This is a genomic window from Undibacterium sp. FW305-107 (assembly GCF_058788535.1).
The window spans coordinates 206,572-233,570 of sequence record NZ_JBYTAV010000006.1; the positions used below are offsets into that span (position 1 = coordinate 206,572).

The window sequence follows — 26,999 nt, forward strand, 5'->3', positions numbered from 1 at the left end:
ATTTCTTATGAAATCAGCATCAATGGACATGAGTATGCGCCTTTATCAGCCAGAGCAAAGAAAGTGCAGTGCGCGCCACGCGGCCGCCTTGTCTTTGCTACTTGGTTTGTTATGGCCGGTGTATGTTCACGCGCAGCAAGTCAATGATCTGACTCAGATGGATAATGTGAATGCGGGGAAATTGTCTCCATCTCAGCAAAAGCCAGAGAGCAGCCCGCGCCCTGTACCAAAATTAAGAGCCGAAGACAACAAAAAGTATCAGGCCGTTATTACCGGCATGGAAGGAAAACATGGTGATGAAATCCTTAAAACCATGCAGGCAGACAATGCCGCCAAACTGGCGAAAATGTCCCCTGAAAGACGTAAGCAGGTTGAGGATTACCAAAAAAGATACCAGGCAGAATTGAAGGCCAGCGACGCCAATCCCCAATATAGGTCGCTTGATACCACCATGGAGAAGTTGCATTTGCATTTGCTGGGTCTGGATCGTGGTGACGGCAAGCAAATGACTGCACAACAAAAAGTATATTTTGAGCACAAAGAGGCTCAGATACGGCAGAAATACTTTGATCCGGCACGTCGTGAAAAAAATCGACGCATGCAGGATGAATCAAATGCTTACCTCAAAGCCAATCTGGACAGACAAGCAGATTACGCAAAAAACTTTGAATCTGCAGGAGTCAAAACAGACCAGACCAAGGCGGCTCCCTTACCAGACGCCTTAAAATCCAATTGGTTGGTTCGCAAGATGGCGACTGAAGATCCTGCCGCGCTGATGCCAAGAGCATCGACTTTAGCCCCGGTAAATCTAAAAATCGTCAGGGCGCAAATGGACGACTTGTCTTTGCAGTTGCGTTCAAATAAGAGTATGACAGTATCGGATCGTTATGGCCCGGATGCCCGTACTGTCAGCGAGGCTGAAGGAAAGAGGCTGCAAGAGTCTGCCCGTAATGGCAAGCCTGCGGCAAGTACCAGTAATGCTGCTGTAACCGGTACAGCAGGTGCGGGCAAAGTCCAGTCAGAAGAGCTTCCACGCAAAGCTTCCTCCATACCCGGCCTTTAATTCTTCCTGCTAGCATGGGCAGTGAAAGCCGGGGTCTTTTCATCCTGTGCTGGCTCGACCTTCTTCATCTTGTCGCGCCACTGATACGTGATTCCGCTCAGCCTGAGCGCTACTGCAGGATGGCTCCCTCATTTTCAGACCTCTACCGCTTGCTTTGACTTTCAATTTATGAAGGCATATTATAGCTTTTTAGAAAATCGGCAGTTTTTAGCTGTAACAAGAAAGCTTTAATAGAAATGACAAAACATGACATCGTCGAGCGTATTTACAGCAAATATCAGGGGACTTTGACCAGAAATGTAGTTAAAGACATCGTTACCTTCGTCTTTGATGAGATCGTTCGCGAAATGACAGAAGATGGCGAAGCCAAGATCAGTCGCTTCGGCACCTTCAAAGTGGCTGAAAGAAATGCCAAACAAGCCAGAAACCCTCGCACTGGTGAGCCAGTCATGATAGAGGATCGTAAAGTCCCCAAATTCAAGCCTAGTCGTTACCTGCAAAACAAAGTCAATAACCTGCCAGTTGATGACATGAAGGACGAAGACGATTAATCAAGGTAAAGCCAGTTTAAGCCGAGTTAGCTATGAACTGAGACTGCTTTGGTTCTTGCCTTAGTACAAAAATGGATGCCCTTGAGCATCCATTTTTGTTTTTCCCATCAATAGCTTTAAACCTGATTAATTGTGCATTCGATACGAAGTGGCTGCCATATCAAAATCCCGGTTGGTTTTTCAGCGTCATTAATTCCTAAATTGTTTTTTACTTTTGTTTGTATAAATATTTGTAAAATGAAAAACGTGGAAGTATAATTCCTGACACCAAGTCAGTTTTTAGCGTGCGTTCTTTGTGTCACAGCATGGTGTTCCACTACCAATCATATCCAAGCATGTCGGTCACGCATGATCAGGGGCTGATTCCAGATGTAGTCGCCAGCTTTGTTTTTCCTCGTCTGTTTGCAAATTGCACTGTGGCAGCTTGGATTATTTTTGAAATTCTGATAATAATTCGTGTGCAGTACATTTAATTAACATCATTCCGGAACGTATTTCACCCGAATCATGAAATGAGTTCTTTGCAAAAACGGGCAAAAAATGAAACTCTCGAAACGAAATTTTGCAGGATTTTTGATGGCAATCGCTTTACAAACACAACTGGGATCTAGCGCAATGGCAAACGAAGATTTTTTGAAATTCTCCAAACATGATCTGAACATACAGGCATATAGCGCCAGTGATGTTGAAGTGCTGTATGCAGGGACGCCGCACAAGCTGAGCGCAGGAAAGCTTTCGCCAGCAAAGACCGAGAAAGATCAAAACAAGTTTCCGAATTTTAAATCGGGCTCATACATCACTTTCGCCGGTCCGGTGGATGTTAAGTGGTCAGCCGCCGATGGCAGCAAGCTGTCTGCCAGTTTGAATCTCGATGAAATATTCAAGGACCGCAAAGTCTTGCATACAGATGATGTGAGCCGCCTGTACAAGGCCGACCCTGTCGCTGGTGGTCATCCGACCATCATCATTGAAGTCAACGACCGCACACTGAATGTGTACATGCTCGTCACGATACGTCTGGAGAAAGATGCATCGACGCGCGAGCATCATGACCACCGCACGCTGGCATATTCCAAAACCTATTAACGGTAATCACTATGACCGATCCTGTGAAATCTGATCCAGTTAAATCTGACGGTGTTGACGTTAAGCAGGCGACCCCTGCACAACTGGCAACTTATACCAAGGCAGAAACGGAAATCAATGCCTTCAAGGTGCCACAGTTATACGACAGCAAGGACCCCAACTCACGCGTTTTCGTCGCCTTGTTCGACGGCACAGGTAACGACGCGATTCACGATCCCAAACACATTACCAACGTGGGATTGTTGAAGGATCAGATTGAAGCAGCAGCGCAAACCAACCCGAATATCGGTGGTTATTATAAAGAAGGGCCTGGTACGCAGGGTGGTCTCAGGGGCGCTCTGGATGGCGCTACTGGTGGTACATATCAGGAGCGCCTGGAAGATATGTATGAACAGTTTGACCGTCAGGCAGCGGCGTGGCTGAAAGAAAATCCGGACGCCAAGATCAGTGTCGTTTCTGTCGGTTTCAGCCGGGGTGCTGAGCAGGCTGCAGGTTTTACAAGGCTGGTGGATGAACGAGGTATCCAGGACCCGAATGCCAGGAAGGTGGACACCTATCCTCTGGGACTCAAGGATGACAAGATTACTTATACGGCGCCGCCATTGCGTGAGCCTGGCGAGGTCGCCCAGGCACTGGCCATGTATGACCCAGTTGCTACCGGCGCACCAGAGCGCAAGGACAGGCGACCTGCCGATTCAGTACTCAGTGGCTTGCAGATCAAGGCTGGCGATGAGCATCGTTCTTTGTTCCCGGCAGATAACATCATTCCTCAAGGGTTGTCGGCTGATAAGCGTTTCCTGGGTGTGACAACGGCTGGCTGCCATAGTGATGTTGGTGGTGGCTATGAACTCAATGGCTTGTCCACGCGCAATTTCAACCTGATGAGCGGTTATCTGAATGCGACTCTGGGTTCAGCCATGATCTTGAAGCGCGAAGTGCCGGTGGAGCCAGAGAAAAGCGTTATCCACGATTCGACACAACATCAGTTCTTTTACCGCAGGGTAGAGGAGCGTGGTATCACGCCCAAGCAAGACCCACTGGGCAGAGCGGTAGAGCCAGTCGACAAGAAAGTGGCTGAGCCATTCAGCGATAGTATCAAAGCGGTTACCATCACCAGACCAGGGGCTGACCTGAATGTCCTGAGTGCGGACGACAGCCCTTCAAGCCGATTATTATCGCGTACCCCTGAGGCGGCGAAACCGGTACAGCCTAAGTTGTAAACAAGCTTCATTTTGGCAAAATTACATACAGGCAGGGTTTTGGTCTAAGATTGTCCTTTTCATATTGAGCCTGGCATGCCGGGCTTTTCAAAAAGAGGATGACGATGAAAAACCTGCCTGCAGCTGTTGCCGCTTCCCTGCAAACCTGGCATGAGATGATTGCCAGTAAAGATTTGAGTGCCCTGCCATCCATCGTGCATGCGGATGCAGTATTCCGCTCACCCATGGCACATCAGCCATATGCCAGCGCTCAGGCTGTCGTGCTGATTTTGGGTACGGTCGTCAAAGTGTTTGAAAATTTCACTTATCACCGTGAGCTGTCTTCTGACGATGGCTTGAATATCGTACTCGAATTCAGCGCCAATGTAGGCGACAAGCAGCTCAAGGGTATAGACATGATACGCTTTGATGCCGATGGCAAAATCGTCGATTTTGAAGTCATGGTCAGGCCCATGAGCGGCTTGCAAGCACTGGGGCAGGAAATGGGGGCGAGATTGGCGCAATATCTGCCAGCTTATAAAGCAGGCAAGTAATCTACTTGCGTGCCTGACTCTTCAAAAATCGCATGAAGCTGCCTAGCACGGGCAGCTTTTCATACAACTCTTCCGCCGCATCCCAGTAATCGCGATGAAAATTCACCCTGCCATCGTCAGCAAAGCGTATATGCGTGGCACCACGTATGCGTTGTGGTGCGGCATTGAAGTTTTTCATCGTGAATAAAAAATCCCAGACCAGAAAGGCGCTATCGTTTTGCAGCACCGATGAAGTAATGCGAAAGCGTGGCTCATGTACCTGCACGAACATGTGCTGAAATACCTGATTGATGGCAGCCAGTCCGTGTAGCTCGTTGAACGGGTCTTTAAAATAAGCATCCTCAGTATAGATGCCAGACAAATCCTGGCAGCTTGCCAGCGAAATGGATTCAAAGAAGGCGATGAGTTTGTCCAGGCTGACTTGATGATCAGGAAGGGGCAAATCAGTAGCAGGCATATCATTAATAGGCATTTATAAACCTGTGACTTTATGAACCAGATAAAAATAGCTGCGGTACGGGAGCAGGCGAGCCAGTCTTAGCCAGTTCGTAAAACGATGCGGGAAGTGAATATGGAAGTCGCCCTTTTCCATCCCCTTGACAATGGCCAATGCCGCTTCAGGCGCGCTCATCAGGGCTGGCATCTTGAAATCATTTCCGGCTGTCATCGGTGTTTCGACAAAACCAGGGTTAATCATATACACCGCAATATTTTTAGGGCTTAAATCCAGATACAGAGATTCACACAAATTGATAATCGCCGCCTTGGTCGGACCATACACCAGTGCCTTGGGCAAACCTGAGAGACCTGCCACCGAGCCAACGATACCTATGCCGCCGCTACCCTGTTTTAGCAGGGCAGGCAAAACCACATCCAGGCATTGGTAGACGCCGCGCAAATTAATGTCTATCAGGCTGTTGACTGCAGCGAGATCAAAACTGTCTGCCCGCATTTCATTGTAGCTGCCCGCGACGATAAGTACAAAGTCTATGCTGCCCCATTTTTCTATCAAGCCTGCATGGCAAGCCACTATGCTGGCGTGATCGCAGATATCTACTGCCATGGCCTCAGCCATGGGGTAGTCTGCTGCAATCTTTTCCAGTTGCGCCAGCTTGCGTGCGGACAAGGCAACTCTGGCTCCCCGCGTTAACAGTAGTCTGGCAGTTTCTTCACCTATGCCGCTGGAGGCACCTATGATCCAGATGCGTTTGCCCTGCCAGTCACGGATGGCGGGATTCATGGCGTGGTGTTACTACGCTTTGTGAAGGATAAAGTGACGCTGCCAAGTTCAACCCCAAACTTGCGCATGAGGGCGCGGTTCAGCATGACCTTGTCATCCATCAAGACCATTGTGTCGTCAAAATCCACGTTGTAGACGCTGCCATCGACCGGCAATGCCAGGACATAATTCCAGTGCAGGGTATTGCCTGATACTTGACCCCTGGCTTCGCCTATGACGTCAGCCGCAGTCCCGGTAAATTGATCATCCCCTACTTTCTTCAACGTCCAGATGCGTTTTTGCTTACTGCCATCTGAGTAAGTAAAGTCTTCATTGAGCGTACCAATGTCACCTGACCACTGGCAATCCATGACCACTGTAAAGCGTTTGACGATGGCACCTGACCTGTCCTGGAACATGCCCCAGGCATCAAGTTTGCCGTTGAAATAGTTTTGTATATCCAGCTTTGGTATCTCATTGCGGTAACGGCCAGGTTCGTATTGGCTGGCACAGGATGTCAGCAACAAGACCAGGCTGCAGAAAAATAAGCGGTAGGTGTGCTTCAACATATGCTTTCCTGATGTGAGTGTCCTCTTGAGGAGGCGCTTAATTGGCGGCGGCTTTGCTGCCCAGCAGCCTGGTGCGCAAATTTTGCGCTGAGGTTTTCTTGTCCAGCCATATGGCGAAGAAAGCATGAGCAAATTCTGCGTCGCGTATCTCACCCAGCAATTTCCCATTCAAATAAAACCTGGCCGCTTCATTCGGTATATAAATGCCGGTAATGTGCGTGCCCTGTTTTACATCGGGGAAAATTTTCTTCATCTGTGCCAGCCAGCGTTCCCGCTTTTCTGGTGTGCCCAGCTTGAGCTTTTCTATTTCGTCTATGCTGGCATCGGCGATCTTGCCACCATATAAAGTGCGGGCATACGCCAGGTCCAGCGCAAATTTTTGTGGCCGAGCGCTATCCGACTTGTCTCTATCCGGCTTATAGCCTTCAGGTGCAGACCACAAGCTTGCGTCATAAATATGCAGGCCAAACCAGCGAAAACTGCCTGTACCCTGCAAACTGGCTTGCGGAATTTCTTCACTGATGTGTGCTGGTGCAAGTGGCGGGTTTGCAGGAACATCCGCTGCGTGCGCAGATATTGCTGTCACTGAAACCAGTAAAGACAAACATAGTTTGCGCAAGGTGAGAGCGGAGTTCATTTTTTTCTCAAAGTGAATTGCGTGACATTGATACTTCCTGCACGGAAGCCTGCTTCACAATAGGCCAGGTAAAATTCCCAGGTGCGCAGGAATTCGTCGTCAAAACCCTGGGTCTTGACCTGCGCCAGTTTTTCCATGAATGCATGGCGCCAGTGCAGCAGGGTGCGCGCATAATCCAGGCCAAAGTTATACGTGTCCAATACTTCCATACCGTAAGCGGCAGCCATGGCATGGAACTTTTCTATCGATGGCAACATGCCACCGGGGAAAATGTATTGTTGTATAAAGTCCGTACCCTTGCGGTAGCGTTCGAATAATTCGTCCGCGATGACTATACTTTGTACGCAGGCACGGCCACCTTGTTTCAGGTTACGTTGCAGGCAATCAAAATAACCAGGCCAGTAAGCTTCACCTACGGCTTCAAACATTTCTATGGAAGCGATCGCGTCATAGCTACCATTTGCATCGCGATAATCTTCTATTTTTAAATCACTCTGTCCATGCAAGCCCGCATGGGCCAGGCGCTCTTGGGCATATTGCAATTGTTCGGTAGAGAGAGTCAGGCCAGTGACGTGGGCACCGGCATCACGTATTGCCATCTCGGCAAAGCCACCCCAGCCACAACCTATTTCCAGCAATCTGGCATTTTCTGGCAATGCCAGTTGCTGCAATATGCGCCGGTATTTTGCTTGCTGTGCTTCTTCCAGTGACTGTTCTTGTTCGTCAGAATAAATTGCGCTGGAATACGTCATCGATGGGTCCAGCCACAGCTTGTAGAATTCATTGCCTATGTCATAATGGGCATGAATATTTTTCTTGCTGCCTGTGCGAGAATTGCGGTTCAGCAGATGCTTGAGCCTATAGATAAGATTGCCCCACCAACTGCCATAGATAACGCTTTCCAGTTGTTGGCGATTATGCGAAATCAGTTCTATCAAACCAGTCAGGCTGCTGGTGGTCCAGTGGCCGGCGATATAACTTTCGGCAAAGCCTATATCACCAGACTTGAGTACCGCGCGACATAATTCCCAGTCTTTCAAATGCAGGCTCACATGCTGCCAGCCTTCATAGGCGCGGCCAAAGCTGGCAGTTTGCCCATCCGGGAATTGTATGGTCAGGCAGCCATGCTCAAGTTTGTTAAGCAGGCTCAGGACAAACCTGGCTTGCGCTGGAAAGTGTTTGCTATTCAGTTGTGCGTTTGCTGCGGCATTGTTACCAGCGCTTGCAGTGCCAGAGGCAAAGGTGGGATGTAGGCTGCTCATCGGCTTAACTCTTCAGTAGGAGGGACAGGTTTGGAAATAAAGGGCACACGCTTGATCCACAGACGCAGTGCTTGTATATGAATGCGCAGCACCACGCCCAGAGTCATGAAGGGGTAGCGCAACATGACCTGGACTAAGCGGGTATTACTCATGGTCTGTTCACGACCAGAAACGCTGGTGAGTAATAGCGGGCCTTCTGCATCGGCATAGTCAATGCGCGCCAGGTGTTTTTTCTGTGCATGTCCTGCGTCTTGCCCGACCATATCTTGCTGAGCTTGCATGAAGCGGAAGCGATAGCTGCCCTCCACCTTGCAGAAGGGCGAGACATGGAAGATTTTCCTGGCTTGTAATTCTTCGCCATTGGCCAGCTTGCCACCTTTTTCCAGCAGGTATAAATGCTTCTCGCCAAAGGTATTGCGTACTTCGCAAACGACGGCACGCAAGCTGCCATCCTGATGATGACAAAACCAGAAAGACACAGGATTAAACACATAACCAAACACGCGTGGAAAGCATTGCAGCCAGATATCACCAACGGCATCTGTAATGCCTTCGCTTTCCAGCAAACCATCTATCCATTGCACCAGTGGCTGGCGTGCATCTCCATGGTCACGTTCGTGGAAAGACAGGGCATTAAAGCGGTTCACAGAAAACAGTGTGGGCGTGCTTATGTGATTGATCTTGCGCACAGGCACCCGGATAAAAAATACGCCGTAGCGAAAGGCATTTTTTGTCGGGCGCAAGCGCTTGTGCATCACTTCGCCAGTGCACAAAATGACAGTTGATGTGGAGGTCGGCGTGCTCATGTTCAGGCTGCGTGTATCATTTTTTCGTAGACAGCTTCTGCGCGCGCGAGTATGCATTCCGCGACACGTAAGCCAGATTTCAAGCCATCTTCATGGAAGCCATAACCCGTCCAGGCACCGGTAAACCAGATATTTCTCCTGCCCTGAATATTCACCAGTTGGTTTTGTGCATTGATGGCCATCGCATCAAATACGGGGTGGGAATAATCAAAGCTGTTGATAATGCTGGCTGTCGCCGGTTCTTGAATCGGATTCAAGGTGACGATAACGGGTGTCTTGAAGGGCAGGGGTTGTAATTGATTGATCAGGTAGTGCACACAGACACGTGGCTCGTTGCCGCTTTCGCTTTGATAATTCCAGGCTGACCAGGCTTTTTTATTTTGCGGCAATACACTGGCATCGGTATGTAGTACAGCGCGATTAGGTTGGTATTTGACCGACGACAGAATCTGACGCTCCGCCAGGTCAGCATCAACCAGCATTTTCAGGCTTTGGTCACTGTGGCTGGCGATCACGACATGTTCAAATGTTTGCGTGCCATGTTCAGTCTGGACAGCAATTGCGCCCGGTGCTTTTTCGCGCACGTTTAATACCGGGGTTTGCAAATGCTTATGCGCAATTCTTGGCAGGATTTTTTCCACATACTGCCTTGCACCACCTTTGACGGTTTGCCATTGCGGCCTGTCATTCACTTGCAGCAAGCCGTGGTTATGGCAAAAATTCACGAAAGACGACAGCGGAAAAGCCATCATGGTTTCAGTAGGGCAGGACCAGATGCAGGCTGCTATTGGCAGCAGATACCAGGCACGGAATTCTTTGCTATAAGCATGCTGGTCGAGGAAGCTGCCCAGCGGCTGCTTGAAGTCTGGATGATCTTGCGTTGTTGCCAGCGCACTTGTTTGTTTGTTAAAGCGCAAGATATCGCGCAGCATGCGTATAAACGCTGGGCTCAACAGATTGCGGCGTTGGGCGAATACAGTGTCAAGATTCGCTCCTGCCCATTCCAGCAGGCGGCTGCCATTTTTACCCAAGGGCATCTTGACCGAGAAAGACATGTCGGTCGCAACAGTCGCGATGCCAAGTTCCTTAAACAGGTTGACCAGGTTAGGATAAGTCTTGTGATTGAATACCAGGAAGCCGGTATCTACTCCATAAGTCTGGCCTTCGAGACTGACATCGACCGTATGGGTATGTCCGCCAAAATAATCATTGGCTTCAAACAGGCTGATTTCATGCCCTGCTTTGGAAAGCTCGTATGCGCAGGAAAGGCCGGAGATGCCGGAACCAATGACAGCGATTTTCATAGTCTGACTTTGCCCAGGAAAGTAGTAAAAATATATTTATAGTGAAGCGATTACTTTGATCCGACCTGTAATTCACTGGCTGGACCGTGTTCATACATACGCAAGCTGCAGTTCTTTGGATTCAGGAGTTTTACCGTTGCCATGAACGATAATTTCTCCGATAAAGAAGCCACCTTGGGTTAGAATATGACCATGAATTTCATTTTGTGACTGATCAGTCACAAAATATACTACAAAGTTTTTATTTGCGCAGAAAAAATAATGGAAATCCGGATTCCCTTTAAAAAACAACAGTTTGATGCCCGTGAAGTAGCCATCATTGATGCCGTCAATCGCCTTTTGTCAGAAAAAGGCTATGACTTGATGACCATGGATGATGTCGCTGACGCGGTAGGGATTGCCAAGGGCAGTCTGTACAAGCATTTTTCGTCCAAGGAAAAGCTGGCAGGGGCAGCCATGACGCGGCTCCTGAAGGCGACCCAGGCGGAACTGGACACTTTGGCGGCGGAGATGCCAGCGATAGACAAGATCAGGCATATCCTGGCCTGGTCTTTGCGACTGCGCCTGCAAGGTGGGGTACCGCATCTGCCCTCAACCAGCCTGGCTTTGCAGCGCAGCCTGATGCTGAACCTGGAGTATGTGATGGTGGCCTTGCGTGTCAACAAGCGCTTCTATGCGCTCGTGGAGCAAGCCAGAGAGCAGGGTGCTTTGACACCGCTGGTGCCGGATGATGTCCTGGTCTACACCCTGTATTCACGCGCCTGTGATCCGACCATGGAGTTTTTATTGCGCGACAAGCGCCTGACGCATGAGCAAATTGTGGATGCCATGGTGCATGCGACCATCGGTGGTTTTTTGTCGAATGAAGCGCGGAAAAATTAAGGAGATTTAGTTGATTGATCTGATTCTTTGTTTTCTGCAGCAAGGCGCAGGGCGTCCTGCAAAACGCTGATGTCACCGATGTGATTTGCCAGCAGCAAGATCAGCCTGGCATTCAGGGCAGCGCTGGCTTCATCGCTGAGATCGCGATGACTGTCTATCAGTAGCTGATAAAAGTCATCGCCAGCACTGTAATCGCGTTGTGCTGATTTATCAGTGTAATGAAAATTTGCTTGCAGGTTCAAAGGCATCATGCCACTCCCGATGATTTGCCGCTGGCAGTTTGTACTGCCTGGCGTACCTGATTAAGTTCAAACTTTTGCCAGCGTGCGGTCAGGTGCTGATCAGGCCTGAGCAAATGATAGCTGCTCTTGCTTGCGCCATATCGCTGATGCAGCAGACCCTTGATGTCAGTCAAGACAAGATGGTCATTGAGTGAACTTTCCTGTTTGCTGATGATGAGCGTGGCTACTGGAATTGCATCTTGTTCCAAAGCCTTGATCGCAGCCAGATGTGTATCAGGAATGTCAGATACAGTATCGCAAAAATACAGGCCATGAAAAACTGGCTGCAAATAATCGATCAGGAAGCCTGATTTTTTTTGATCTGCAACAGGTCCGTCTTCAAACGGTGCACCAGTTTGCAGAGCTGTATCGAACTTGCTGTTATCAGGTGTATTCAAAGTCGAAACTGACAGGATGGCCGGCACCGACAAGCGCCCGGAATTGACCAGCTTGCGCGCAAATACATGTTCCTGCGCCAGGCTTAATACTGCATTGCGAAAGCATTTGCTGATGGCACTTTTAGGCGTGATGAAATCAGTAGAGCGTGTTGAATTCAACAAATTTTCATCAGCTGCAAATACGCGTTCATCCGAATATGTATCGAGCAGGCCGTCCGGCGCTTTGCCATCGACGACCAGCTTGAGTTTCCACACCAGATTATCTGCATCCTGTATGCCGGAATTTGCGCCGCGTGCCCCAAAGGGGGAAACCTGATGTGCCGCATCGCCAGCAAACAGCACCCTGCCATGGCGGAATTTTTCCATACGCCGGCACTGGAAGGTATACACGCTGACCCATTCGAGTTCGAACTCCCTGTCGTCCCCCAGCATGGCCTTGATGCGTGGTATCACGTTTTCGGGTTTGCGTTCTTCCACCGGATCGGCATCCCAGCCCAGTTGAAAGTCTATGCGCCAGACATTGTCGGCTTCACGGTGTAGCAGTACCGATTGATTAGGATGAAAAGGCGGGTCAAACCAGAACCAGCGCTCTGCCGGAAAATCAGCCTTCATGACGACATCGGCAATCAGGAACCTGTCCATGAAAACCTTGCCTTCAACTTCCAGTCCCAGCATCTGGCGCAGGGGGCTGCGCGCACCATCGCAGGCGATCAGCCAGTCGGCTTGCAGGCTGTAATCACCTTCAGGTGTGCTTATCTGCAAGGTGGAAAATTCTTCAGCTTGCTCAATCGCAGTGACGCGACTCTTCCAGCGCAACTCAATGCCGAGCTCCATCGCCCGCTGTACCAGGAATTCTTCCAGATAGTATTGCTGCAAATTCACCATGCCAGGGTGCTTGTGGTCAGGCGCAGGCAAGAGATTGAAATTGAATACCTCATCCTTGCGAAAGAAAGTGCGCCCTACATTCCACTCCACACCCTTGTCACGCACTGCCGTTGCCACCCCTAGCCTGTCGAGTATTTCCAGTGTGCGCTTGGCGTAGCATAAGCCGCGTGAACCTACCGACACCGTATCATCATCATCCAGCACCAGCACATCCAGCCCCTGCAATTTGCAATCTATCGCCGCCGCCAAACCAACGGGGCCAGCACCGACTATCACAACTTTACGGCGTGTGATTTCCTTCGTCTGTAATTCCGCTGGAGCCACGAAAGGGAATTTTTGATATTGATAAGTGCTGAGCAAGATACGCTTCCTCTTTGCTGTTCTCTGTCTGTGTTGAGAGGTCTTGAACTTAAAAACTATCCTTCCAAACTCTTCCACATCTCCACATCCCGTTCCGCCGTCCACACCCGTGGATCAACATGTCCCGAGGCTTCATCAAATGCCCGCGTCACATCAAACGGCAGGCAATGATCAAAGATCACCCAATGGCCATACTTGGGTTTCAAGGCGGCATAAGTATTCTTGTAGATGGTATTCAAGTCATGCTGCTGTTGCTGGCCTGCCTTGACGCTGGCAAACAAGTCGCTGATGAAAGAACGGGTTTCACTGAGACCTGCCGCCACCAGTTCTGGTGTCGTAAGGGCCGCACCTCGGCCAGGCACCAATTTTTCGGCTTTCATCGCTTCCAGATTACTCAATGTTTGCGGCCAGTCTGAATAATAGGCGTCGCCCGCATAGGGTGTCGCACCAAATTCAACCAGGTCACCAGAGAACAGGACTTTTTCCTGCGGCAGCCAGACGATGGTGTCACCCTTGGTATGACCACGACCTACCTGCATGAGCTTCACTTCGAGCTTGCCCAGCCAGATCGACATTGCACCTTTGAAGGTAATCGTCGGCCAGGTCAGGCCGGGTACGCTTTCAACATTACGGAACAGGCGCGGGAAGCGGCCTATTTCGCTCTTCATGTCAGCGTCGCCACGTTCGACGATAAGGTCATAAGTGTCGCGGCTGGCGATGATGTGCTCCAGCCCTTCCGCCACATAGCCGCTGGCACCGAGTACGCGCACCGCATGGTAATGTGACATCACCACATACTTGATGGGTTTGTCAGTGACTTCACGGATACGGCGCACCACATCCTGCGCCATGATGGGTGTAGCCTGGGTATCGATGACCATGACGGCATCGTCACCGATGATGATGCCGGTATTCGGGTCACCCTCAGCTGTGTAGGCGTAGGCATGTTCGGATAATTGCTGGAAGCTGACTTTCTTTTCTTCCAGGTCAGCGTGGGAGGCGAATTGTTTGGTGGTCATGACAACATCCTTTGATCGGTGCAAGGCATGCTTAAAAATGAAGCATGCGACAGAAAACAAGAATAAGCATTAATTCGTTATTTGTAAATGCATTTGTTAATAGTAAAATGAATTCAGATTAATCAAGAGGCAGCCATGGTAGAAAAAAGCAAGGAAAGACGCGGCATAGGCGCCATAGAAGTCGGCGGCCTGATCCTGAATGCCCTGGTCAGCTCTGGTCGTGCCATGTCCCTGGGTGATCTGGCGCGTGAGAGTGGCATGCCAGCTTCCAAGGCACATGCCTATCTGGTCAGCTTTGGTAAATTGGGGCTGGTGGAGCAGGATGCGGCCACTGGCGCTTACCAGCTTGGCCCCTTTGCACTGCAGATGGGCCTGGTCAGCCTGCAGCAAATGTCGCCAGTGAAGCTGGCGATACCTGAAATTACCCGTCTGGCAGCAACCACAGATCAAACCGTCGCACTGGCGGTGTGGGGCAGTCATGGCCCTACCGTGGTGTACATCGCAGAATCCAGCCGCCCCATCCATGTGAATATGCATGCGGGCTCGGTGATGTCCATGCTGGGTACTGCAACAGGTTTGGTGTTTTCTGCTTTCTTGCCGCAAGCTTTGGTCGACAAGGTGATTATCAGGGAACTTAAAGATGAGCTGGTGATAGGGCAGGCAGGTGTACAGATGACAACCCGGGATATTGCTGGCGTACTGGCAGAGGTACGTGAACAGGGGCTGGCAAGGGCACAGGGTTTACCCATACCCGGCATCAATGCCCTCAGCGCACCGGTCTTCAATCATGCCCAGACACTGAGCCTGGTGATTACCGCTACTGGCCCCAAGGGCAGTTTTGATACAGACTGGCATGGAGAGCTGGCACAGGCTTTGCGCGCCAGTGCCAGCTCCTTGTCACATCAGTTGGGCTATATGTCCAAATCTGCGCCTAAATAAGAGGGAGTTATTATTCTGCCAGTGCCTTTTCTACATCGGCGACCAGCTTTTTATCGTCTGGTGTAGTAACGCTGGAATAAGCGGCCACCACATTACCTTTGCGGTCTATCAGGTATTTGTAAAAATTCCATTTAGGTGTCGTCCCCGTCGCCTTGATCATTTGCGCATACATGGGATTGACATCTTTGCCCATCACTGCAGACTTGCTGAACATGGGAAATTTCACACCATAGGTATTAAAGCAAAAATCGGCAATTTGTTTGTCATTGCCCGGTTCCTGCTTGCCAAAATCATTGGATGGAAAGCCTAGTACCACCAGGCCCTTGTCGCTGTATTTCGCATACATGGCTTCCAGACCTTCATACTGCTTGGTGAAACCACAATAACTGGCAGTATTTACGACCAGTGCGACCTTGCCCTTGTACTGGCAAAGATCTTGCGGCGCTTCATCTTGCAGGCGCTTGAATTTATGGTTCAACACAGCCGGACAGGCATCCCCGGTATCTGCCCACGCTCCCAATGAGCAAGTGATCAAACCCAAAAAAACAGCAACTTGAATTGGTGTGCGTCGCAACATGGCTAACTCCTGAAGAAGAGGATGTCATCTTAGCTCAGTCTTGCGGAAATATGTAGGTTGAAGACCAAGTGTTTAAGATGATGAACAGACATCTTGCATCTGTTAATAAAGAGACAGGGCGATCAAACAGTATTATATTTATAACGGTTTTTCTGCATACCTCTGTGCCCCGTCTTTAGTGCTGCAGGGAATTCGGGCGGGATGCCCGCTCGCCTGTGTCACGAAGGCATCTTGCAAGATGCCTTTCCTTCCACTGTGGTGAGATTTTGGTTTTCGAACAGGCACTTTCGCATATGCCAAAAACGCATATAAAACATCGAAACACTTCGTTTTAATTTATATAGAGCCGTTTTATCCTGTACTCCTCATAAAAATTATTACTTCCCTGGACTTAGAAATGACGATCAAAAAAATAATCCTCGCAATAAGCATCGTAGCAAGCTTTGCTACCGCATTTTCATCTGCCGCAGTAGCGGCGGATATCAATCTGCTTAATGTTTCCTATGACCCAACCCGTGAGTTATATCAGGATGTGAACCAGGCTTTTGCCAAGCAATGGAAAGCCAAAACGGGTGACAATATCACCATCAAACAATCGCATGGCGGTTCTGGCAAGCAGGCACGTGCGGTGATTGATGGCCTCGATGCTGACGTGGTGACACTGGCACTGGCCTATGACACTGATGCGTTGGCGGAAAAAGGCTTGCTCGACAAAGCCTGGCAAAAGCGCTTGCCGCACAATGCCTCCCCTTATTCTTCTACCATCGTCTTCCTGGTGCGCAAGGGCAACCCCAAGGGTATCAAGGACTGGGCTGACATCGTCAAACCTGGCGTGGCCGTGATCACACCTAATCCAAAAACTTCAGGCGGTGCGCGCTGGAATCATCTGGCAGCCTGGGGTTATGCCCTGAAATTGCCGGGCGGTAGCGAAGCCACGGCAAAAGAGTTTTTGTCCAAACTGTATAAAAACGTACCGGTGCTGGACTCTGGTGCTCGCGGTGCCACCACGACTTTTGTTGAACGTGGCATAGGCGACGTCTTGCTGGCATGGGAAAACGAAGCCCTGTTGGCTATCAAGGAACTGGGCCCGGACAAGGTAGAGATTGTGGCGCCATCCACCAGTATCCTCGCCGAACCTTCGGTCGCTGTGGTCGATAAAGTTGCAGACCGCCGTGGCACCCGCAAAGTGGCAGAAGCTTATCTGAACTACCTGTACACCGATGAAGGTCAGGACACGATCGCTAAACATTACTATCGCCCGACGACAGAAAAAGCCTCGAAAAAATATGCAGCACAATTTCCGAAATTGAAATTGTTTACCATTGATGACACTTTCGGTGGCTGGACCAAGGCGCAAAAAGAGCATTTTGCTGACGGCGGAATTTTTGACCAGATTTATCAACCAGGCAAAAAATAAGCTTAGTATTTAGAAAACCGGAGGCAAGAAAATGCGCATCTTACTGCTGTCGGGAAGCCCCTCTTCCCCCTCACGTTCAGCACGTTTGCTGAATCATGTGGGTATCAAGCTCAATGAACAAGGGCAGCGTACCAGCAGTCTGCATGTCCGTGACTTGCCTGCCCAGGCTTTGATGCATGCTGATTTTTCTGATCCAGAATTATCGGCGGCAAAAAGCCTGTTGGCCAGGGCGGATGCGATAGTAATTGCGACGCCCATTTACAAAGCAGCATATAGCGGCTTGTTGAAAAGTTTTCTGGATATCCTGCCGCAGGATGGTCTCGCCGGGAAACTGGTCTTGCCGCTGGCAACCGGTGGCAGCCAGTCACATATGCTGGCGCTCGATTATGGGCTGCGCCCGGTGCTAGCCTCCTTATCGGCACGCCATATTTTGCCCAGTATTTATGCGACGGATGCACAAGTCAGCTGGTCTGAGTTGCATGGTTTGCAGCTTGATGCAGCAATACAAAACCGGGTGGAAGATGGCGTACAACTCTTGCTTGATAGCCTGAGTTTGTTACGCAGCCCGGTACAGGCGGTACCTGAAGCACTTCTGCCTTGTTGATGATCTTGATGATCTAAGTACAGATTTAAACCTCAAAAATACATTTCCTTTCATGCTGGCGAGCCTGGCAGGGGGAAGCCTTGTCAAAAAAATGAAAGTAGAAAATGAGCCGCAAATTTCAAGTCACCAGCAAAGCAAAACGTCTTACTCTGACCCGCCTGTCTGCCCTGACAGCCGCCGCCCTGAGTGTGGTCTTGCCAAAAGCCTTTGCCCAGAACAAGAGCAGTCTGCGCATAGGCTATCAGAAGTATGGAACACTGACTGTACTGAAAGGGACAGGGGCGCTGGATAAGCGTCTGGCTGGTCTGAGTGTCGATGTCAAGTGGACAGAGTTTCCAGCAGGCCCTCAATTGCTGGAAGGCTTGAATGTAGGCAGCATCGATTTTGGTACGACGGGTGAAGCACCACCGATTTTTGCCCAAGCTGCCGGTGCAGATTTATTGTATGTCGGTAATGAACCGCCAGCACCAGGTGGTGAAGCCATCATCGTCCCCAAGAATTCCAGCTTGAAATCAGTAGCAGAACTCAAGGGTAAAAAAGTCGTTTTGAACAAAGGTTCCAACGTCCATTACCTGCTGGTGAAGGTGCTGGAAAAAGCCGGGCTGAATTACAAGGATGTTGAAGTCATCTTCTTGCCGCCTGCCGATGCGCGTGCTGCGTTCGAGCGCGGCAGTGTCGATGCATGGGTGATCTGGGACCCGTTCCTGGCTGCCGCTGAAAAGCAACTGGGTGCCAGGGTACTGGCTGATGGTAAAGGCGTGGTCAGCAATCACCAGTTCTATCTGGCAGCGCGGCCTTATGCGCAAAAAAGTCCTGAAGTTTTGCGCATCGTTCTCGAAGAACTGGCCAAGGTCGATGAATGGGCTGCAAAAAATCATAAGGAAGTTGCCAGCATACTGGCTACGCAAACCGGGCTGGAAACCAGCATCGTGGAATTGTCGACTTCACGCTTTGGTTTTGGCGTCAAGCCGCTCACTGAGCAAGTCATCAAGGAACAACAAAGCATAGCTGACACCTTTGCAGATCTGAAGCTGATACCCAAGCGCATCAATATCCGTGATGCGGTATTTGCAGTCAAGACCTGAGGTGAATGATGAAATTGTCTGCCATCCGCCGCCTGTTATTGACTCTTGCTTTGAGCAGCATGCTGCCTGCAGCAGCCTTTGCCGCAGCAAATGATCTACCTAAAGAGTTACCTAAAGAGTTGCGCATAGGTTTTCAAAAAAGTTCAGTCAACCTGACTCTGCTGAAACACAGGCAAGCGCTGGAACAGCAATTGAAAGGTGTGAAAGTTACCTGGTTTGAATTTACAGCAGGCCCGCAAATGCTGGAAGCCCTGTCAGTTGGCAGTATAGACTTTGCCACTACCGGTGAACCGCCGCCTATCTTTGCCCAGTCTGCGGGCAGCAATCTGGTGTATGTCGGCGCTGAACCTGCCAAGCCAGGCGTCAGTGCGATCTTGGTGAAACCGGATTCGAGCATACGCACACTGGCAGATTTGAAGGGCAAGAAGATCGCCATTCAAAAAGGATCAAGCGCGCATTACCATGTTTTACGTGCCGTGCAACAGGCTGGTTTGCAGTGGTCAGACATTACTCCTGTCTACCTGGCGCCGGCTGATGCGCGTGCAGCTTTCGAGCGTGGCAGTGTTGATGTATGGGCTATCTGGGACCCGTACTGGGCAGCAATCGAACAAAGTGCCGCGCCAAGAATATTGGCGACTGGCAAGGGGCTGGTCAACAATCTGTCGCACTATTTGTCAGCACGCAGCTTTGCCGACAAATATCCCAAAGTCATACAAGTGCTGTTTGAAGAACTGACACGCAGCGACACTTTCGTGCAAAAGAATCGCGATGAGGCAGTGGCCATCATTGCCGCCAGCACTGGTCTGGATAAGCCAACCATCGCCAGTTTTCTGGAGCGCCGGCCACGTTCTCCAGTGGTGTATTTGACCCAAAATATAGTCGATGAACAGCAAAGAGTTGCTGACAATTTCTATCAACAAAAATTGATACCCAAAGCTGTCATTGTGCGTGATGCAGTATGGCTGCCACCGGGCACGAAATTATGAGAGGCTCTCGCAAAATTAATCTGGCGTTGTTGCGCCGTCTTGCCGGGGGCGCCTAGCCAGCTTAATTTTGCAAAAGCCTCTAACTATGACACTAGAAAAATACAGGAGCAAATAATGAGTTTGAATATATTCTGGTTCATCCCTACCCACGGCGATAGCCGCTATCTAGGAACTACGCAAGGCGCACGTCAGGTCAGCCATGACTACCTGAAACAGATTGCGGTTGCGGCAGATACCCAGGGTTACGATGGCGTGCTCTTGCCGACTGGCCGTTCTTGCGAAGATGCCTGGGTAGTCGCCTCCAGTTTGATAGGCGTGACCAGCAAGCTGAAATTTCTGGTGGCGATACGTCCGGGTTTGAGTAGCCCCGGCCTGGCTGTGCGCATGGCCGCTACCTTTGACCGTTTATCCAAAGGGCGTTTGTTGATCAATATCGTTACCGGTGGTGATCAGGGTGAGTTGGAAGCCGATGGCGTATTTGCCGATCATGAAAAACGCTATGAAATCACCGACGAATTCCTGCGCATCTGGCGCGCTTCGCTTTCCGGGGAGGGTGGGGATGCCGGTTATGATTTCGAAGGCAAGCATATTACGGTCAAGGGTGCCAAGACTTTGTACCCTGCTTTGCAAAAGCCTTATCCGCCCTTGTATTTTGGCGGTTCTTCTGAACCAGCGCATGAGCTGGCCGCAGAACAGGTGGATGTTTACCTGACCTGGGGTGAACCACCTGCAGCCGTGGCGGCCAAGATTGCTGACATGCGAGAACGCGCAGCCAGACATGGCAGGACCTTGCGCTTTGGCATACGCCTGCATGTCATCGTGCGTGAAACCAATGACGAAGCCTGGAAAGCCGCAGAAGACCTGATCCGTTATGTCGATGACGATGTCATCGCCCGTGCCCAGGCTGCATTCTCCAGGATGGATTCAGTCGGCCAGCAACGCATGATCGCCCTGCATGGTGGCAAGCGCGACAAGCTGGAGGTGTCGCCCAACTTGTGGGCTGGCGTAGGTCTGGTGCGCGGTGGCGCGGGAACTGCTTTGGTGGGCGACCCTGAAACTGTGGCGGCACGCATCAAGGAATATCAGGCACTGGGCATAGACACTTTTATTTTCTCAGGCTATCCACACCTGGAAGAATCTTACCGTTTCTCAGAACTGGTATTCCCTCTGATAGGCAAGGAAGTGCCCGGTGTTTCCAGCAGTCTGACTGGCCCGTTTGGTGAAGTCATGGCCAATGGCATCGTCCCCAAGGTATCACAAAGCTAGGGAGGTAATATGGGACCAATGATTACTGAAGTGAGCGAATTTGCTGCCACCTATGCGCAGGGTGGCTCCAGCCATGCAGCACAGTTCACGACAAAAAAGCCGGATGTCTTTCGCCAGGCCAGCGTGCGCCTGCTGAAGCGGGGTTTGCCGTGGCTGGTACCAGTAGCATTGATCCTGTTCTGGCAACTGGCGGCGCAGACTGGCTGGTTATCGAGCCGTATCTTGCCTGAACCGTTGGCGGTGATAAAAGCATTCTGGACACTGGCAGTCTCTGGTGAAATCTGGGTGCATGCCAAGACCAGTTTATGGCGCGCGATTTCCGGCTTTGCAGTAGGTGGCGGACTGGGTCTTTTGCTGGGTTTGCTGACAGGTAGTTTCCGCTTCGCAGAAACCTTGCTGGATACGACGCTGCAAATGGTCAGGAATATTCCCGCACTGGCCTTGATACCGCTGGTGATTTTGTGGTTTGGTATTGATGAGGCAGCCAAGCTGTTCCTGGTATCGGTGGGCGTATTTTTTCCCGTCTACCTGAACACCTTTCATGGCATACGGACCGTAGATAAAGGCTTGATAGAAATGGCACAAAGCTATGGGCTGTCTGGCTGGGCTTTATATCGCGATGTGATCTTGCCAGGCGCTTTGCCTTCAATATTGGTGGGTGTGCGTTTTTCCCTTGGTCTGGTGTGGGTCTTGCTGATCGTCGCAGAAACCATTTCTGCCCAGGCTGGCATAGGCTATATGACCATGAATGCACGTGAATTTTTACAGACCGATGTGGTGCTGGTTGGCATACTTTTATATGCCTTGCTGGGTAAGCTGGCCGATGTGTTGTCAAAGGCGGGGGAACAGTATTTCCTGCGCTGGCATCCGGGCTATCAGAGGAAGGCAGCATGATGCGTCAATTTCCAGAGTTTCCCATGAGTGCTGTTGCAGACATTGTAGCCTTGCGTGATGAGCTTGATGGTGGTTGGGAGCAGACAGCCAAAAGTGAATGGCTGCCCCTACCTGGCGATGTAGGGCGTACGACAGGCAGCACTGGTACTGAACTCAATCTGCGTCTCATACAAAAGTCGTATCAGGGCCGCCAGGTATTGAAGTCACTGAATTTGCACATAGAACCCGGCGAATTTGTCGCCGTCATAGGCCGCAGTGGTTGCGGCAAGAGTACTTTGTTGCGTTTGATTGCAGGTCTGGAACAGGCTGATAGCGGTAGTCTGGAATTTGGTACAGAGCAAACGCAAGATAAGCCAGATACCAGGGTGATGTTTCAGGATTCTCGCCTGTTACCTTGGAAGTCTGTGATCGCCAACGTAGCACTGGGTCTGGGCAGTGACAAGACCAGGGCCTGTCAGGCTCTGGAAAAGGTCGCGCTGGCAGAGCGCGCTGACGAGTGGCCATCGGTATTGTCCGGTGGCCAGCGTCAGCGTGTTGCGCTGGCAAGGGCCCTGGTGCATGAACCTGCCCTGTTATTACTTGATGAACCATTGGGGGCACTCGATGCACTGACCCGCATTGAAATGCAAAACCTGATTGAAAGCCTGTGGCAGCAGCGTGGCTTCACTGCTGTACTGGTGACCCACGATGTGCAGGAGGCCATTGCCCTGGCAGACCGTGTGATCCTGATAGAAGATGGTCAGATCACACTTGATACCAGAATCGACTTACCCCGCCCACGCGCGCGCGGCAATCCAAAATTTGCCGAACTGGAAGAACGTATCTTGCAGCGTGTATTGCAAAAACCGTCAGTAACACCTGACACTGAATTAGGCGACTTGTCCTTGCACAGGACTGTGCATCAGGTCGCCTGGGCTATTTAAACTTTTTTAGGATTTACCATGAGCATACAAGCTATCAACGTACGTAATCAATTTCGCGGCAAGATCAAGGCCATCATCGAAGGATCAGTTGTGTCCGAAGTCGATGTCGAGACGCCGGCAGGCATCGTCACTTCTGTCATTACTACACGCTCCATCAAGGACTTGAACCTGGTCATCGGTTCAGAAGTCGTGGCGTTGGTAAAAGCGACAGAAGTTTCTATCGCCAAGTTATAGATAGAATTTTTAAGCTGAGGCAGGCATGCATTCTCCCGCATTGCAAAACTATCTGAGTCGTCTGCAAAGTACGCTGGCCACCACCAACTTGTGGCTGGATGAACAAGGGCGTGCCCGCGGACGTTATTTTAATTCCACACTGACCAGCGCCTTCCAGGCCATACGTGCTGGTGATGATGGCCGTATTGTTGCCTATGAGGCGTACGCACGTAGTTATGCCAGTGATGACCAGGGTCTGAATATCTGGAAATTGCTGGAAAACGCCGCCAATGATGATGAGTCGGTAGAACTGGACCGTTTATGTCGGCTCTTGCATGCCCTGAATTTTTATCGGCAGCCAGAAAGTAGCAAGCTGGATTTATATCTGAGTGTGCATAGCCGCTTGCTGGCGGCAGTGGAGGGGAATCATGGCATGGCCTTCCGCCGCATCCTTGATGTGCTGGAATTGCCACACCCGGATATTGTCTTGCAATTGCCACAGATTACGCCCAGCCAGCGCTGGGTGTTGACCCATGTTGCAGAGAATTACCGGCGCAATGGTTTCCGCATAGGCTTGCACGCAGCAAGTCTTGAACAGGCAGCAGACTTGCTGGAACGCATACGGCCTGCTTCCATCAAGGTTGATATCAGTCTGGCCAATGATGCAGAGGCGCAGGTGCGTTTGCTGGAACAGGCTGACCGCGCGCAGTGCCACATCATCTTTCGCCGTATAGAAAACCAGAAACGCCTGCAGACATTGCGCGATGCCAACCAGACTGCCAGTCCTTATCTGTTGCAGGGGTTCTTGTTTGATTTGCCTAAAGCGGCTTTATTAAGCCGTGAAGAAAGCAAGCTGACTTTCCATTACGAAGAAGAATTCAAACTGGCCTGAGTTTTTCAATATCAAGCAAATAAGCGCAGGGATCACGAATGCAATGATTGCAGAGGTGGTCTCTGCTTTTTTGCGTTCTGCATATGTAAAGCGGGAAATGGGTAGTCCATCGCCAATCCAGTGTCTTATGAATAATGTTTTGGCATTTTCGCTTGTTAACGACTAATCTATATGCGAAAAACGCATTTAAGCATAAGAAAAAATTCGTTTTCTATATAACAAAATACTGGGAAGATTGCTCATCGATAGTCATATCTGTAATAAAGGCTAAGCATGGCGCAGTTTCCAGGATCAAATAAAAAGGCAAGGCGGGTGATACCCGGCTTCCACCTTTCTCTAGGGTTTACCCTGTTTTATCTGGGCTTGATCGTCCTGATACCGCTTTCTGCCGTGTTCCTGAAAACTTTCACCATGACCTGGGAAGCTTTCTGGAACACCGTCACTTCTGACCGTGTGATGGCTTCTTACCGCCTGACTTTTGGTGCTTCCCTGCTGGGTGCGCTGATCAATGTCTTCTTTGGCGGCATCGTTGCCTGGGTGCTGGTGCGTTACAAGTTTCCTGGCAAACGACTCATCGATGCGTTGGTTGACTTGCCATTTGCCCTGCCTACCGCTGTCGCAGGTATTACCCTGGCTACCCTGTATGCACCAAATGGCTGGATAGGCAAATTGCTGACACCACTTGGCATTAAGGTTGCCTACACGCCTCTGGGTATTTTGATTGCCCTGACTTTTATCGGCCTGCCTTTTGTGGTGCGCACAGTCCAGCCTGTACTGGAAGAAGCCGAAAAAGAACTGGAAGAAGCCGCCGTCAGCCTCGGGGCCAGCCACCTGCAAACCTTTTTACGCGTGATATTACCCAGCATTTTACCGGCCCTGCTGACAGGTTTTGCACTGGCCTTTGCCCGCGCCACTGGCGAATATGGTTCAGTGATTTTTATCGCTGGCAACATGCCCATGATTTCTGAAATTACGCCGCTATTCATGATTACCAAACTTGAACAATATGATTATGCCGGGGCGACGGCGATTGCCGTGGTCATGCTCTTACTGTCATTTAGCCTGCTGCTGACGATTAATGCGCTGCAAGCCTGGACGCGCAGCCGCCAAAATGCAGGGAGAGACTAATTATGACTAGCGCCACCATCACTACGCCGGTCAAGACGCCCGTCGCTACCCGCAGACATGAACCCGTGATTACGCCGGCAGCAACGCTGGAGCCGCTATGGGTACGCATCGTTTTGTCGGTTACCGCATTGCTTTTCCTGACACTGTTTTTGTTCATTCCACTGGCAGCCGTTTTTGCTGAAGCCTTGAAAAAGGGCTGGGAAGTTTATCTGGCAGCCATCATAGAACCAGATGCCTTGTCAGCGATCAAGCTGACTTTGATAGCCGCCAGCATAGCCGTGCCGCTGAACCTGGTATTTGGTGTGGCTGCAGCCTGGACTATCGCCAAATTTGAATTCCGTGGCAAGAATGTTTTGCTGACGCTGATCGATTTGCCGTTCTCAGTGTCACCGGTTATTTCTGGCCTGATCTATGTCTTGCTGTTTGGTGCCCAGGGCTGGTTTGGTGAATGGCTGCGTGAGCATGAGATCAAGATCTTGTTTGCGGTACCCGGCATTGTGCTGGCGACCATTTTCGTGACTTTTCCATTCGTTGCCCGTGAATTGATACCGTTGATGCAGGCGCAAGGCAGTGAAGAAGAAGAAGCTGCACTGGTGCTCGGCGCATCCGGCTGGAAGACTTTCTGGTACGTGACTTTGCCAAATATTAAATGGGGTTTGCTGTATGGCGTGATCCTGTGTAATGCCCGTGCCATGGGCGAGTTTGGTGCGGTATCGGTGGTGTCTGGCCATATCCGCGGCGAGACCAATACCATGCCGCTGCAAGTCGAGATTTTATATAACGAGTACAACTTCACTGCCGCCTTTGCTGTCGCTTCATTGCTGACCCTGCTGGCCTTGCTGACACTCGCTTTGAAAACATTAGTCGAATGGCGTACCAATGAAAACCGCCAAGTACCACAAGAATAAAGAGAGAAGGGGTTCACCGTGAGTATCGCTGTTAATCAATTACAAAAACGCTTTGGCAATTTCACTGCGCTGGATAATGTCTCGCTGGATTTTCCAAATGGGGAATTGACAGCTTTGCTGGGACCTTCAGGCTGTGGCAAGACCACTTTGCTGCGCATTATCGCTGGTCTGGAATATGCGGACAGTGGTCAGGTTTTGCTCGATGGGCAAGATGCCTCGGCCCAGCACGTGCGTGAACGCCAGGTTGGTTTTGTGTTCCAGCACTATGCCTTGTTCAAGCATATGACGATTTTTGAAAACATCGCTTTCGGTTTGCGCGTCAAACCACGTCATCTGCGTCCGTCAGAAAGCGAGATCAAGGAAAAAGTCACCAAGTTGCTGGAACTGGTGCAGCTCGACTGGCTGGCTGACCGCTATCCACCACAATTGTCTGGTGGCCAGCGTCAGCGCATCGCGCTGGCCCGTGCATTGGCAGTGGAACCGCGTGTGCTTTTGCTGGATGAGCCTTTTGGCGCACTCGATGCCAAGGTGCGCAAGGAATTGCGTCGCTGGCTGCGTCGCCTGCATGATGAATTACATGTCACCAGTATTTTTGTCACGCATGACCAGGAAGAAGCACTGGAAGTAGCTGACAAGATCGTGCTGATGAATCATGGCAAGGTTGAGCAGGTAGGTGCGCCAGCCGAGGTGTACCATCATCCGGCCACACCTTTTGTTTACGGCTTCCTGGGTAATGTGAACCTGTTCCGTGGCCGCATCCATGAAGGAATACTTGATGCCGGTGGCGTGCCTTTTGAAGCACCTGGCCATGCCGATACCCGTGATGCTTTTGGTACTGGTTATGTGCGCCCGCACGAGCTGGAAATAGACCGCTATTCCCCTGGTGCGGCAGGTCTCAATGTGCAACTGCGCCGGGTCCACAGCATAGGCCCGCTGGCCCAACTGGAACTGGAAAGAGATGATAACGGCGAACTGGTCGAAGCCATGATTTCTACAGAACGCTATGAACAACTGAAACTTAAAGTCGGTGAAGCCCTGGTAGTGCGACCCAAGCGTCTCCATGTCTTTGTTGACACCCAATAATAAAGAATA

Annotated in this window: 30 protein-coding genes; 19 read left to right on the top strand and 11 right to left on the bottom strand. The window is 50.6% G+C overall.

Annotated elements, in window-relative coordinates; genetic code table 11:
- The first annotated feature begins 28 nt into the window (after positions 1-28).
- The 5 genes from AC3WQT_RS15080 to AC3WQT_RS15100 all read left to right on the top strand — a co-directional run bounded on the left by AC3WQT_RS15080 (position 29) and on the right by AC3WQT_RS15100 (position 4,453).
- Positions 29-1,063: a hypothetical protein gene (locus AC3WQT_RS15080; protein ID WP_492704777.1), complete on the top strand. Its 1,035-nt coding sequence runs from the start codon at positions 29-31 to the stop codon at positions 1,061-1,063.
- 236 nt (positions 1,064-1,299) lie between these two features.
- A complete protein-coding gene (locus AC3WQT_RS15085) occupies positions 1,300-1,614 on the top strand; it encodes an HU family DNA-binding protein (protein WP_492704778.1) in 315 nt (104 codons plus the stop codon).
- 576 nt (positions 1,615-2,190) lie between these two features.
- The gene (locus AC3WQT_RS15090; RefSeq protein ID WP_492704779.1) at positions 2,191-2,700 is read left to right on the top strand and encodes a hypothetical protein; all 510 of its coding nucleotides are present in this window, start codon (positions 2,191-2,193) and stop codon (positions 2,698-2,700) included.
- Between the two features lie 11 nt (positions 2,701-2,711).
- Positions 2,712-3,920, top strand: a complete 1,209-nt coding sequence (locus tag AC3WQT_RS15095) for a phospholipase effector Tle1 domain-containing protein (protein ID WP_492704780.1) — start codon at positions 2,712-2,714, stop codon at positions 3,918-3,920.
- A 104-nt stretch (positions 3,921-4,024) separates the two neighbouring features.
- Positions 4,025-4,453, top strand: coding sequence for a nuclear transport factor 2 family protein (locus AC3WQT_RS15100; RefSeq protein WP_492704781.1), 429 nt, complete (start codon positions 4,025-4,027; stop codon positions 4,451-4,453).
- Position 4,454: 1 nt separating this feature from the next.
- Here the strand turns inward: AC3WQT_RS15100 and AC3WQT_RS15105 are convergent, their stop codons facing one another.
- The 7 genes from AC3WQT_RS15105 to AC3WQT_RS15135 are packed head-to-tail and all read right to left on the bottom strand — an operon-like array spanning position 4,455 to position 10,250.
- Positions 4,455-4,925, bottom strand: coding sequence for a nuclear transport factor 2 family protein (locus AC3WQT_RS15105; protein WP_492704782.1), 471 nt, complete (start codon positions 4,923-4,925; stop codon positions 4,455-4,457).
- Complete coding sequence (locus tag AC3WQT_RS15110; RefSeq protein ID WP_492704784.1) at positions 4,926-5,693, bottom strand: SDR family NAD(P)-dependent oxidoreductase; 768 nt, start codon at positions 5,691-5,693, stop codon at positions 4,926-4,928.
- Positions 5,690-6,241 (bottom strand): DUF3833 domain-containing protein, encoded by a 552-nt coding sequence (locus AC3WQT_RS15115; protein ID WP_492704786.1) that lies wholly within the window; start codon positions 6,239-6,241, stop codon positions 5,690-5,692. Before AC3WQT_RS15115 ends, AC3WQT_RS15110 begins: the two co-directional genes overlap by 4 nt.
- Positions 6,242-6,278: 37 nt before the next feature.
- Complete coding sequence (locus tag AC3WQT_RS15120) at positions 6,279-6,878, bottom strand: chalcone isomerase family protein (protein WP_492704787.1); 600 nt, start codon at positions 6,876-6,878, stop codon at positions 6,279-6,281.
- On the bottom strand, positions 6,875-8,140 hold the full coding sequence (locus AC3WQT_RS15125; protein ID WP_492704789.1) for a class I SAM-dependent methyltransferase: 1,266 nt from the start codon (positions 8,138-8,140) through the stop codon (positions 6,875-6,877). The genes AC3WQT_RS15120 and AC3WQT_RS15125 overlap by 4 nt, the downstream gene beginning before the upstream one ends.
- Positions 8,137-8,946 (bottom strand): DUF1365 domain-containing protein, encoded by an 810-nt coding sequence (locus AC3WQT_RS15130; RefSeq protein WP_492704791.1) that lies wholly within the window; start codon positions 8,944-8,946, stop codon positions 8,137-8,139. The genes AC3WQT_RS15125 and AC3WQT_RS15130 overlap by 4 nt, the downstream gene beginning before the upstream one ends.
- Before the next feature lie 2 nt (positions 8,947-8,948).
- Positions 8,949-10,250, bottom strand: a complete 1,302-nt coding sequence (locus AC3WQT_RS15135) for an NAD(P)/FAD-dependent oxidoreductase (protein WP_492704793.1) — start codon at positions 10,248-10,250, stop codon at positions 8,949-8,951.
- Positions 10,251-10,511: 261 nt separating this feature from the next.
- On the opposite strand from AC3WQT_RS15135, the gene AC3WQT_RS15140 reads away from it, so the two are divergent.
- A complete protein-coding gene (locus AC3WQT_RS15140) occupies positions 10,512-11,132 on the top strand; it encodes a TetR/AcrR family transcriptional regulator (RefSeq protein WP_492704795.1) in 621 nt (206 codons plus the stop codon).
- Here the strand turns inward: AC3WQT_RS15140 and AC3WQT_RS15145 are convergent.
- The 3 genes from AC3WQT_RS15145 to AC3WQT_RS15155 are packed head-to-tail and all read right to left on the bottom strand — an operon-like array spanning position 11,129 to position 14,075.
- On the bottom strand, positions 11,129-11,380 hold the full coding sequence (locus AC3WQT_RS15145; protein WP_492705046.1) for a DUF2783 domain-containing protein: 252 nt from the start codon (positions 11,378-11,380) through the stop codon (positions 11,129-11,131). The genes AC3WQT_RS15140 and AC3WQT_RS15145 overlap by 4 nt on opposite strands.
- On the bottom strand, positions 11,380-13,056 hold the full coding sequence (locus AC3WQT_RS15150) for an FAD-dependent oxidoreductase (protein ID WP_492704797.1): 1,677 nt from the start codon (positions 13,054-13,056) through the stop codon (positions 11,380-11,382). The genes AC3WQT_RS15145 and AC3WQT_RS15150 overlap by 1 nt, the downstream gene beginning before the upstream one ends.
- Before the next feature lie 56 nt (positions 13,057-13,112).
- Positions 13,113-14,075 carry an MBL fold metallo-hydrolase gene (locus AC3WQT_RS15155; RefSeq protein WP_492704798.1) on the bottom strand — a complete coding sequence of 321 codons (963 nt, stop codon included), beginning with the start codon at positions 14,073-14,075 and terminating at the stop codon, positions 13,113-13,115.
- Positions 14,076-14,210: 135 nt separating this feature from the next.
- On the opposite strand from AC3WQT_RS15155, the gene AC3WQT_RS15160 reads away from it, so the two are divergent.
- Positions 14,211-15,014 (top strand): IclR family transcriptional regulator, encoded by an 804-nt coding sequence (locus AC3WQT_RS15160; RefSeq protein WP_492704800.1) that lies wholly within the window; start codon positions 14,211-14,213, stop codon positions 15,012-15,014.
- Positions 15,015-15,024: 10 nt separating this feature from the next.
- On the opposite strand, the gene AC3WQT_RS15165 is transcribed toward AC3WQT_RS15160, so the two are convergent.
- Entirely contained in the window at positions 15,025-15,591 is a 567-nt protein-coding gene (locus AC3WQT_RS15165; protein ID WP_492704802.1) for a glutathione peroxidase, read from the bottom strand.
- 397 nt (positions 15,592-15,988) lie between these two features.
- Here AC3WQT_RS15165 and AC3WQT_RS15170 point away from each other — a divergent pair, with 397 nt between their 5' ends.
- The 12 genes from AC3WQT_RS15170 to AC3WQT_RS15225 all read left to right on the top strand — a co-directional run bounded on the left by AC3WQT_RS15170 (position 15,989) and on the right by AC3WQT_RS15225 (position 26,990).
- Positions 15,989-17,008, top strand: coding sequence for a sulfate ABC transporter substrate-binding protein (locus AC3WQT_RS15170; protein ID WP_492704804.1), 1,020 nt, complete (start codon positions 15,989-15,991; stop codon positions 17,006-17,008).
- Positions 17,009-17,039: 31 nt separating this feature from the next.
- Positions 17,040-17,612: an NADPH-dependent FMN reductase gene (gene ssuE, locus AC3WQT_RS15175; RefSeq protein WP_492704806.1), complete on the top strand. Its 573-nt coding sequence runs from the start codon at positions 17,040-17,042 to the stop codon at positions 17,610-17,612.
- 104 nt (positions 17,613-17,716) lie between these two features.
- Positions 17,717-18,697 (top strand): sulfonate ABC transporter substrate-binding protein, encoded by a 981-nt coding sequence (locus AC3WQT_RS15180; protein ID WP_492704807.1) that lies wholly within the window; start codon positions 17,717-17,719, stop codon positions 18,695-18,697.
- 5 nt (positions 18,698-18,702) lie between these two features.
- On the top strand, positions 18,703-19,683 hold the full coding sequence (locus AC3WQT_RS15185; RefSeq protein WP_492704809.1) for a sulfonate ABC transporter substrate-binding protein: 981 nt from the start codon (positions 18,703-18,705) through the stop codon (positions 19,681-19,683).
- A 120-nt stretch (positions 19,684-19,803) separates the two neighbouring features.
- Entirely contained in the window at positions 19,804-20,949 is a 1,146-nt protein-coding gene (ssuD, locus tag AC3WQT_RS15190; RefSeq protein WP_492705048.1) for an FMNH2-dependent alkanesulfonate monooxygenase, read from the top strand.
- Between the two features lie 9 nt (positions 20,950-20,958).
- Entirely contained in the window at positions 20,959-21,843 is an 885-nt protein-coding gene (gene ssuC / locus AC3WQT_RS15195) for an aliphatic sulfonate ABC transporter permease SsuC (protein ID WP_492704811.1), read from the top strand.
- The gene (locus AC3WQT_RS15200; protein ID WP_492705050.1) at positions 21,843-22,766 is read left to right on the top strand and encodes an ATP-binding cassette domain-containing protein; all 924 of its coding nucleotides are present in this window, start codon (positions 21,843-21,845) and stop codon (positions 22,764-22,766) included. The genes ssuC and AC3WQT_RS15200 overlap by 1 nt, the downstream gene beginning before the upstream one ends.
- Positions 22,767-22,784: 18 nt before the next feature.
- Positions 22,785-23,000, top strand: a complete 216-nt coding sequence (locus AC3WQT_RS15205) for a TOBE domain-containing protein (RefSeq protein ID WP_110256421.1) — start codon at positions 22,785-22,787, stop codon at positions 22,998-23,000.
- 25 nt (positions 23,001-23,025) lie between these two features.
- A complete protein-coding gene (locus AC3WQT_RS15210; RefSeq protein ID WP_492704813.1) occupies positions 23,026-23,871 on the top strand; it encodes an EAL domain-containing protein in 846 nt (281 codons plus the stop codon).
- A 273-nt stretch (positions 23,872-24,144) separates the two neighbouring features.
- A complete protein-coding gene (gene cysT / locus AC3WQT_RS15215; protein WP_492704815.1) occupies positions 24,145-24,999 on the top strand; it encodes a sulfate ABC transporter permease subunit CysT in 855 nt (284 codons plus the stop codon).
- A 2-nt stretch (positions 25,000-25,001) separates the two neighbouring features.
- Positions 25,002-25,907: a sulfate ABC transporter permease subunit CysW gene (gene cysW, locus AC3WQT_RS15220; protein WP_492704817.1), complete on the top strand. Its 906-nt coding sequence runs from the start codon at positions 25,002-25,004 to the stop codon at positions 25,905-25,907.
- Between the two features lie 18 nt (positions 25,908-25,925).
- The gene (locus AC3WQT_RS15225) at positions 25,926-26,990 is read left to right on the top strand and encodes a sulfate/molybdate ABC transporter ATP-binding protein (protein WP_492704819.1); all 1,065 of its coding nucleotides are present in this window, start codon (positions 25,926-25,928) and stop codon (positions 26,988-26,990) included.
- Positions 26,991-26,999: the final 9 nt, after the last annotated feature.